7 protein-coding genes are annotated in these 9,524 nt (G+C 68.2%); 3 read left to right on the forward strand and 4 right to left on the reverse strand.

Annotated elements, in window-relative coordinates; all coding sequences use genetic code 11:
- Positions 1-156: 156 nt before the first annotated feature.
- Positions 157-804, forward strand: a complete 648-nt coding sequence (locus MVA01S_RS13820; protein ID WP_003931874.1) for an MBL fold metallo-hydrolase — start codon at positions 157-159, stop codon at positions 802-804.
- On the opposite strand, the gene MVA01S_RS13825 is transcribed toward MVA01S_RS13820, so the two are convergent.
- From MVA01S_RS13825 to MVA01S_RS13840, 4 genes are read right to left on the reverse strand one after another with little or no spacing between them, the layout of a single operon-like run.
- Entirely contained in the window at positions 785-2,488 is a 1,704-nt protein-coding gene (locus tag MVA01S_RS13825; RefSeq protein WP_003931873.1) for a diol dehydratase reactivase ATPase-like domain-containing protein, read from the reverse strand. The genes MVA01S_RS13820 and MVA01S_RS13825 overlap by 20 nt on opposite strands.
- Complete coding sequence (locus MVA01S_RS13830; RefSeq protein ID WP_003931872.1) at positions 2,485-2,814, reverse strand: diol dehydratase small subunit; 330 nt, start codon at positions 2,812-2,814, stop codon at positions 2,485-2,487. Before MVA01S_RS13830 ends, MVA01S_RS13825 begins: the two co-directional genes overlap by 4 nt.
- Positions 2,811-5,051, reverse strand: a complete 2,241-nt coding sequence (locus MVA01S_RS13835; protein WP_003931871.1) for a propanediol/glycerol family dehydratase large subunit — start codon at positions 5,049-5,051, stop codon at positions 2,811-2,813. The genes MVA01S_RS13830 and MVA01S_RS13835 overlap by 4 nt, the downstream gene beginning before the upstream one ends.
- A gap of 12 nt (positions 5,052-5,063) precedes the next feature.
- Positions 5,064-6,596: an APC family permease gene (locus MVA01S_RS13840; RefSeq protein ID WP_003931870.1), complete on the reverse strand. Its 1,533-nt coding sequence runs from the start codon at positions 6,594-6,596 to the stop codon at positions 5,064-5,066.
- Between the two features lie 205 nt (positions 6,597-6,801).
- On the opposite strand from MVA01S_RS13840, the gene MVA01S_RS13845 reads away from it, so the two are divergent.
- Together MVA01S_RS13845 and MVA01S_RS13850 are read left to right on the forward strand one after the other, a co-directional pair.
- A complete protein-coding gene (locus tag MVA01S_RS13845; protein WP_003931869.1) occupies positions 6,802-8,082 on the forward strand; it encodes a class-III pyridoxal-phosphate-dependent aminotransferase in 1,281 nt (426 codons plus the stop codon).
- On the forward strand, positions 8,079-9,524 hold a 1,446-nt coding region (locus MVA01S_RS13850; protein WP_060941614.1), incomplete at its 3' end, for an aldehyde dehydrogenase family protein. The genes MVA01S_RS13845 and MVA01S_RS13850, both read left to right, overlap by 4 nt.

Here is a 9,524-nt window from a genome sequence, read left to right on the forward strand (position 1 = left end):
GTCACACGTCGTCACGTTTCTCAACCTGGGTGCTCTGGCCCGCGAGCAGACACAAACTCGCACGTTTTCACCGATTTCCGTGCGAGTTTGCGTCTGCTCGCGGGGATGGGGTGACCCCTTGACTTGAATGTAGGTTGAGGTTGCACGCTGGGGTGCATGAAACAAGTCCTGAGCGATCTCTGGGAAACCCGGACCTATTCACCGTTTCCGGGCCTGACGACCCACGCATACCTGTGGACGCCGGCCCGGGCGCTGTTCTACTCGCCCGGCACCGACGACGACTTCGACGAACTCGCCGGCCTCGGCGGCGTCCGTGACCACTACCTGTCCCACCGCGACGAGGCAGGGCCGATGCTGAAGACCATCGCCGAGCGGTTCGGTTCCACACTGCACGCCCCCGAGGCCGACCTGCCCGACATCACCACGCACGCCCACGTCGACGTGCCCCTGAGCGGACGCCACACCGACGGCAACGGCATCGAGATCATCCCGACGCCCGGCCACTCCCCCGGCAGCGTCTGCTACCTGGTGCCCGGCGCCGAAGGCCGCTATCTGTTCACCGGCGACACACTGTTCTGCAATGCCGATGGTCAGTGGTGGGCCGGCTACATCGAGGGCTTCCACCAACCGGAAGACGCCGACACGATCGCCGACAGCCTGCGCGTGATCGCCGAACTCGCCCCCGATGTGGTGATCTCCAGTGCCTTCCAAGGGGATTCGGCCGTCCACCGGATCGAGCCGGGCCAGTGGCGCGGCCATGTCGCACACGCGATCGCGGGACTGCCTACTTCTGCGCGTACATAGCGACCAGGCCGCGCGCCACCGCGAATCGCGGACCGTGCACACCGTCGATGTCGGCGCGCCCGACCACCACCCGGGCGCCGCGCAGCGCCTCGGCGACCGTGCGCAGCAGCTCGTCGTCGAGCGCACCGCCGCCGGCCAGCACCAGCGCCGTCGGCGGTGCGTCGAAGGCGGTCAGGCAGCGAGCGATGTTGGCGGCGACGGCCTCCTGCTTGATCGCCAGCCTCAGGCTGCGCCACTCTTCGGCAGCGAGCCTGCTGGAGAACGGCACCAGACCCGCGCTGCCGCGTACACACAGCCTGCCGATCGCATCCGAGGATGCGGGGGCGTCGAGGAATACCCTGCGACCGTCCTCCTCGTGTGCGACATGGGGTCCCTCGACGCGCACCGCCGGCGTCCGTTTGACGGTCTCGGCCAACGCCGACGGCACCCCGAGTACGCGAGCGACTGCGACGGTGATCGACTCGCCCGCTCCAGCCGCCACCACCGTTCGGTCCGCGCTGATCAGATCGACTGTGCCGCCGCCGATATCGCACACCATTGCGCCCGCAGGGATGCCTGGTGTGGTGCGGGCGCCCCACGCCGCAGCCTCCGGCTCCGTCGACAACGTCTGGGCGGGGCGACCGGTGAGCTCGCTCAAGGTCGCGGCGGCATCTTCGGCCTCGTCGGCGGCCAGCAGGGCCACCACGGTGCCCTGGGTGTCGGCCACGCCGCGGCGCAGCCATGCGCCGTTGTCGATCGACGCAAGGTCGGTGAAGAACGCGTCGTGCACGGCGAGCCCATCCGCCGCTGTGGGCACCGTCCGCAGCCGGACGCCGCGCACGCTGCCCGGCGCCGAGCGCCGCAGCACTCGGTGCGCTTCTGCGGGCGAATACCGAACGATCGTCGAATCGACTTCGATGTCCACGTAGTCGTCGTCGGGAGCCGGCGGCTCCGGCGGTTCGGTACGTCGGGTCACCGCGATCGCGGCGGAATCGGCCAACTCCCGGCAGAACTCTGCGACCTCGACCAAGCTGCCGGGCGGCAGATGCAGTGCCGCCGACAGCGCGATCGGATCCGCCATCGCCCGGTATGAGCGACCCTCCTCGACCACTTCGACGGCCACGAGCGCTCCGGGCGCCAGGCCGTCCACATCGGCCTCGTCGACCACCGGCACATCCACAGGTATCCGGTTGCGGATCAGCACCGCATCGTCTTGGGCCGCCACCACGCCGACCACCTGCCAGCCACGCTCGACCGCGGAGGTGATCTCACGGGCGGCGACCTCGAAGTCCGTGGTGGCATCGACGGAGATGACGATCGGGACGTCGAGAACCGGGGCGGTCAGATCGGTGAGCCGAACATGCTGTCCCACCCCGTATCCCGCACCCGCCGGGGTACTCCCATCGGGCCGCCGCAGGCTGCGCACCGGCGACGCCGGCGAGAATGCGGCCGGTATCGGCGCGGTGGCCGTGTCGACCGGGCGCAGAACCGACAGCAGTAGTTCGTCCGCGACCGTTCCCGCATCCACCTCGATCCTGTGCAGCAGCGCCGCCGCACCACGCAGCGATTCCGCATCGCCCTTGCGTCCTCTGGTGGGCGCCTGTCCGTGGGCGAGCGTCGTGACGGCGCCGTCTTCCACCTGTGCCAGCAGGATCTCGGTGGTGTGGTTGCCGACGTCGATTCCGGCGACGACCGTGCGAGTCACCGCAGCAGGCCGCGGCGGGCGTAGACGGCGGCGGCCTGTTCCACCAGTGCCGCGCAGCGCGGGGCGCCGCGGGCGATCAACGACGCCCGCAACGCGTCGAGTTCGGCGGCCGTGGACCGGTGGGGGCGCAGCGCCTCGTACAGCGCCATCACCTCCTCGTCATCGACGGTCGCGAGTTCGGCTGCGCGCAGCAGGTTTTCGGCGAGCTGTGGGTTCCCGCCGGCCTCGGCCACCGTGGCCTGGTGCGTCAGCACCGCAGGATCCATCCGCAGATCACCCAGGCCGAGCTTGCCGTCCACCGCATTGCCGACGGTGATGTCGTTCATGGGGTCTCCACCTTCACCGTGACCGGAGGCAGGCCGGGTTCGAAAGCGTCGCGCTCCAGCGCGACGAGCGCCACCGCCCGCGCGTGGTAGCGCGCGGAGATCGACTCGTCGGTGCCGCCGGTGAAGATCGGTACCGGCGCCATCCCCTTGGCGTGCCGGGCCGCGTTCTTGCCGAGCTCGCGGTACATCTTCGCGGTCAACAGCGGCGCCACACTGAACAGTTCCAGGTTGGCCAGCGGCGCCAGGTCGCGGCGGTGGATCAGCGCGGTGCCCTTGCCCTGCAACCCGATTCCGATACCCGAGCCCGACAACCGGGCGGCGGTCAACCCGATCAGGCCGACGTCGATCGTCGAGCGCACCCGCGCCGTGCGCGCGATGCAGCCCTCCTCCTCCAGGCCCGCCGAGATCTGCCGCAGCACCTCCCCGATCGGCAGCCCGCACAGCGTGAGCCACACGCTGTGACCCCAGGCCGGCGAGAGCCCGATGCACACCTCGCGCGGGTCGCTGCCCTGCCGGGCCGGCTCCACCTCGGTCACCAGGACGTGACCCCGGTGCTGCTCCTGGTCGGCGGTCAGTTCGGCGCTGCTGCGTGCCTGCCGGATCCCGTCGATCTCGGCACGACGCTGCTCGGTGGGTGCGTAACCCGTTGCCGGGCCCCGGTAGTCGTTGGGATCGGTGAGTTTGGACAGCACCCGGAACTGCTCGTCGAAGATCGCCGAGGTCTGCAACTGGTCCCCGCGCAGCCGTTCACGGGTCAATGTCGCGATCGCCTCGGCTTCGTCGGTGAACCCGGTGCGGTGCAGGGACGCGATCACGTCGAACACCGTCAGCTGCCTGGCTTCGATCGAGGCCGCCGCCTCTCCCACCATCTTCGGATGGCCGGCAGGCAGATCGCGGGATCCGTTGGCGGCCACCACTTGCTCGACCCGGGCATCGTCGTAGTCGGCCAGTCCGAGGTCGCGGTAGACCGCCTGGACGGCCTTGGCCGCGCGGCGGCGCACCGCGGTCAGATGCTCCGCAGACACGGTGCGCAGCCCGCCGTCGGCGCCCCAGTCGCGCTGCAGCACCAGGAAGTCGTCCATGTCGTCGGCGTTGAAGTTCGAGAGTGCGAACGCGTTGTCGTAGCGCGGGATGGACCCGAAGCCGGAGAAGATGAAGTCCGCCCCGGCCAGCAGCACCGGCAGAGTGTGGGCGCTGCGGCGGATGTCGGACTCGGAGATCAGATTGTCGTTGCCTGCGCACGACTCCAGGTCTCGCATCATCACCATCAGGTTCTCGGCGAGCAGTTCCTTCATGCCCTCGGGCACCGAGGCCACCACCCCGACCCCGTCGATGCCGCCGTTCTGCACACCCTGCGATCCCAGTGCGCGTGCCAGCGACACGCACCGCGACTCGAGGTACAGGATCGAGCACTTCTCGGCGGCACCCATCAGCACTTCGGCGCCGCCGCCGCTGGTCACCCGCATCTTCAGACCACGCGACGCGTACGCCGACGTGAGGATCGCCTTGCTGAACGGGGTGTCGTCGCCGTCGATGAACACCTGCTCGGTGCCGTAGATCGAGATGGTCTCGGCATAGCTGGTCAGTCCGCGCAATCCGAGACGCAGCTCGAGGGCCTCCTCGATCGAGCACTGCGCCATCGCTCCCGGGGTGCCGACCTGGCTGCCGATCAGCAGCGCGACGGCATTCGACGGCGCGTCGCCGAGCACCGGCACCGTCGTCTCCACCTCACGGAACCCGTACGCGACCGCACTGGCCGCGTCGGCGGCAATGAGCAGCGGATCGTCGAGTTGGTTGGTGACGTGGGCCTGGTTGCTCGGTGTCCGGCGGGCACGCATCTTGGCCATCGCCATCTGCATCTCCACCGGCGACAGCAGCGCCACCACGCGGGCGAGTTTGGCGGGGGTGGTGCCGCCGATCAGCCGCACCACCTCCGCCCGCGGCACGTTGATGTCGACCACCATCCGCGCCAGCGTCTCGTCATCGAGGGCCATCGCCTCTTCGGCGACCGCGAGGTCGATGCCGTAGCGGGCGATGAACTCGTCGATGACGTCGAACTCGACGACGTCTTTGGCGTCGAGTTCGACTACCGCACCGTCACGAACGACCAGCGACGGTGCGGGGTCATGCGGGCTGTGCATCGCGATCAGCCCGAGTGCGGCGTCCGGGACGCTGAACCCGTCGAGGTTGACAGGTTTCGAGTCCAGAACCCGGAACCTGCCCAACTCGTCAGCCACTGAAGAACCCTTCTATTCGCGGATCTCGCTGTCGTCGTACACGATCCGGCCGATCAGCTCGTAGCGTCGCTTGTCCTTGAACTTGAAGTACAAGGCCATCGCCGCGCCGAAGGCGAACACGCCGACCACGATCCATGGTGTCAGCTTGAAGAGCAACGTGCCCGACGCCGCGCCCGCGGCGGACTCCTTGTGCTCCCACAGCAGGTACACCACGTAGAGCATGCCGATACCGCCGGTCAGCGGAGCCAGGAACGTCTTGAACCAGTGCGCGCTGGACGGGTGGTTCTTGTGGAAGTGGAAGTAGGCGACCACGGAGAAGGCGCACAACGACTGCACGATCAGGATCGCCATCGTGCCGAGAATCGCCAGCAGCGTGTACATGTGGATGTAGGGATCCATGCCTGCGACGAAGAAGGCCAGCACCAGCACCAGCGCGATGCCGCTCTGCACGAACGACGCGATGTAGGGCGAACCGTGCTTCTTGTGGGTGGCGCCCAGCGTCTTCTGCAGGCCCTCGGACAGGCCTTCGCGGCCCAGCGCGTACAGGTAGCGCGACGCACAGTTGTGGAAGGCCATGCCGCAGGCGAACGAGCCGGTCACCAACAGGATGTTGAACAGCGTGATCGCCCACTCACCGTAGGCGTCGCGCACCGGGGCGAAGAAGATCTCCGAGGAGGTGTCCGCGCTCTGGGCCAGCTCGATGGCGCGCTGGGGCCCGGTGCCCGCGATGGCCATCCACGACACGAAGACGTAGAAGATGCCGACGCCAAGAACGGCGATCATGGTGGCGCGCGGGATGATCCGCTTGGGGTCCTTGGACTCCTCGCCGTACATGGCGGTCGATTCGAACCCGACCCACGACCAGAACGCGAAGAACAGGCCGAGGCCCGCGCTGGCGCCGGCGATCGCGGCGGGCTGGAACGCACCGACCGGGTTCAGCGTCTCGGCGATCGCGAAGCCGTCGGGTCCGCCGCCCTTGACGGCCACCGCGACGGCACCGAGGGCCAGCATGAAGATCTCGGTGATCAGGAAGACACCGAGCACCTTGGCGGTCAGGTTCACGTCGAAGTAGGTCAGCACGCAGTTCAGTGCGAGCATCAGCAGCGCCGGGATCAGCCAGTGGATGGTGACACCGAGCTGGGACGCCAGGAAGTTCTGGAAGAAGAACGCGAAGATGCCGATCAGCGACGCCTCGAACACGATGTAGGCCAGCGTGATGATCAGGCCGCTGGCCATGCCCATGACGCGACCGAGGCCGTGGGAGATGAAGCCGTAGAACGCACCGGTGGCAGTGATGTGCTTGGCCATCGTCGCGTAGCCGATCGCGAACAGGCCCAGCACGATGGTGGCGACCAGGTAGCCCGCCGGCGCATGCGAACCATTTCCGAACCCGACCGCGATCGGGACGTTGCCGACCATCGCGGTGATCGGCGCGGCGGTGGCCACCGCCATGAAGATGACCCCGAAGGTGCCGACGGCGTTGCGTTTGAGCCGTTGGACCGAGTCGGTGGTGGATGTTTCACGGGGAACGACGTCTTCTGTCATATGCAGAGACCTTCCAGGGCGAAGGAGGAGAACCCGGTCCAGCGCAACTCGACACCGAAGTGTGGTCTAGACCACACTGCTGAACCTCAGACATATTGGCACTACCAATTCAGCTGTGCAACCCCTGTGGACGCGGGGATTGACAGAAATGGTCCTACCGTTTAGCTTTTGGTCACACCCGGCCGACCGCACGACAGGGAGTCCCGTGTACGACTACGGCACGTTCTCATTCGATTCCAAAGCCCAGGTGCTGGAACGTGCCAAAGAGTTCTGGAACCCGGACAAAACCCAGTTCTGGACCGACTCCGGCGTCGACCTGGTGATCGACCGCCGCGAAGGCTACTTCCTGTGGGACATGAGCGGGCGCCGCCTCATCGACATGCACCTCAACGGCGGCACCTACAACCTCGGGCACCGCAATCCCGAAGTGATGCAGGCGATCACCGACGGCATGCAGCACTTCGACGTCGGCAACCACCACTTCCCGTCGGTCGCCCGGACGGCGCTCGCGCAGAAGCTCATCGAGTCCGCACCCGCGTCACTGAGCAAGGTGGCCTTCGGCTCCGGCGGCGGCGAGGCCATCGACATCGCGCTCAAGAGCGCCCGGCACGCCACCCAGCGCCGCAAGATCGTCTCGATCGTGAAGGCCTACCACGGTCACACCGGACTGGCCGTCGCCACCGGAGACGACCGGTTCGCCAAACTCTTTCTCGCCGACCGGCCCGACGAGTTCGTCCAGGTCCCCTTCGGTGACACCGACGCGATGGAGCAGGCGCTGCGCGGCCGCGATGTCGCCGCGGTGATCATGGAGACCATCCCCGCCACCTACGGATTTCCGCTGCCCCCCATCGGTTACCTGGAGGCCGTCAAGCAGTTGTGTGAGCGCTACGACGCGCTCTACATCGCCGACGAGGTGCAGACCGGGCTGATGCGCACCGGCGAGATGTGGGGCATCACCAAGCACGGCATCGACCCGGACATCATGGTCACCGGCAAGGGACTCTCCGGCGGCATGTACCCGATCACGGCCGCCCTGCTCAGCGACCGCGCCGCGCAGTGGCTCGAACAGGACGGCTTCGGCCACATCTCCACTTTCGGCGGAGCCGAACTGGGATGCGTGGCCGCCATGAAGACCCTCGAGATCACCAGCCGCCCCGAGGTGCGCTCCTCGGTGCACTACATCGCCGACATCTTCGCCGCGGGTCTCGCCCGGATCCAGGCCGACCACCCGGGCTGGTTCGTCGGCATCCGGCAGAACGGTGTGGTGATCGGGCTGGAGTTCGACCACCCCGAGGGCGCGAAGTTCGTGATGCGCGAGCTCTACCAGAACGGAGTGTGGGCGATCTTCTCGACCCTGGATCCCCGTGTGCTGCAATTCAAACCGGGCCTGCTGCTCAACCGTGACCTCTGCGAGGACGTGCTCGACCGCGTCGAGGTCGCGGTCGGGCGGGCAAAACTGGCCGCAACCGGACGGAGGAAGCCGTGACCGCGGTAGCCCGCGCAGGTCAGGTGCTCGAGCGGGCGCGCTTCGCCGCGGCCGCCTACGCCGACTACGACCAGGACTCGGTGAGCCGGATCGTCGAGGCCGTAGCCGAAGCCGGCCACCGCGACGCCGAACGCTTCGCCGCGGCCGCGGTCGCCGAAACCCAGATGGGCGTCGTCGAGGACAAGGTGGCCAAGAACCGCGCCTGCTCGCGCGGCATCGTCGAGTTCTACCGCGGCCAGGACTACGTGACGCCGCGGATCGACACCGCCCGCAAGATCGTCGAGATACCCCGACCCGCGGGTGTGGTGCTGGCGCTGACGCCGACCACCAATCCGGTTGCCACGGTGTACTTCAAAGTGATCCTGGCGCTGATGACCCGCAACGCGGTCGTCGTCGCGCCGCACCCCCGGGCCAGGCAGTGCTCGGCCGACGCCGCACGGATGCTGGCCGAGGCGGCCGTCGCCGCCGGCGCTCCCGACGGCATCGTGCAGGTCATCGACGAGCCGTCGCTGCCGTTGGTGGAAGCGCTGATGTCCGACGAACGCACCGATGTCATCGTCGCCACGGGCGGCACCGGCGTGGTGCGCGCCGCCTACTCTTCAGGCAACCCGGCTCTCGGGGTCGGCCCCGGTAACGTCCCCGTGTTCGTCGACGCGACCGCCGACGTCGACGCGGCCGCGCGACGCATCGTCGACAGCAAGGCCTTCGACAACTCTGTGCTGTGCACCAACGAGTCGGTCCTCATCGTCGAGGACGCGGTCGCCGCGCGGCTGAGCACCGCCCTGACCCGGCACGGCGCCCACATCCTCGACACGGATTCGGCGAATCGGCTACGCGAGTACATGTTCCCCGACGGCGCGCTGAACACCGAGGTCGTCGGCCGTGACGCCGCGTGGATCGCCGAGCGGATCGGCCTGCGCGTCACTCCCAAGACCCGGGTGCTGATCGCGCCGTTCACCGACGTCATCGGCGAGGAGGTGCTGACCCACGAGAAGCTCTGCCCGGTGCTGGGGATGACGACCGTCGCCGATGCACCGCGCGGAATCCGCGCCGCCCGTGCGGTGGTGCGGATCGCCGGGGCCGGCCACTCTGCCGCGATCCACAGCGAAGACGCCTCTGTCATCACCGAATTCGCCGCCCAGGTGCCGGTGCTGCGCGTCTCGGTCAACGTCGGCAACAGCACCGGCAGCTCCGGGTTGGACACCAATCTCGCCCCGTCGATGACGATCGGCACCGGCTTCGTCGGGCGCAGCTCCATCGGCGAGAACCTGCAGCCCGAGAACCTGCTGAACTGGGCGCGGATCGCCTACAACGCCGATGCCGGTGTGACCATGCCGAACTTCGCCGGGCTGTCCCCGTGGCGCTCGCCTGTCGGGCCCGTCCCGGCGTATCCCCGCGCGTCCAACGACCCGACCGCCGCCGCCCCCGCCGCCCCCGCGGCG

It is taken from the genome of Mycolicibacterium vaccae NBRC 14118 = CIP 105934 (assembly GCF_001552715.1).
Taxonomy (GTDB): domain Bacteria; phylum Actinomycetota; class Actinomycetes; order Mycobacteriales; family Mycobacteriaceae; genus Mycobacterium; species Mycobacterium vaccae.

Bases quoted from the DNA above. Each gene is read 5' to 3' on its own strand.
- MVA01S_RS13820 (WP_003931874.1), top strand. From the start codon at position 157: ATGAAACAAGTCCTGAGCGATCTCTGGGAAACCCGGACCTATTCACCG.
- MVA01S_RS13830 (WP_003931872.1), bottom strand. From the start codon at position 2,814: ATGAACGACATCACCGTCGGCAATGCGGTGGACGGCAAGCTCGGCCTG.
- MVA01S_RS13840 (WP_003931870.1), bottom strand. From the start codon at position 6,596: ATGACAGAAGACGTCGTTCCCCGTGAAACATCCACCACCGACTCGGTC.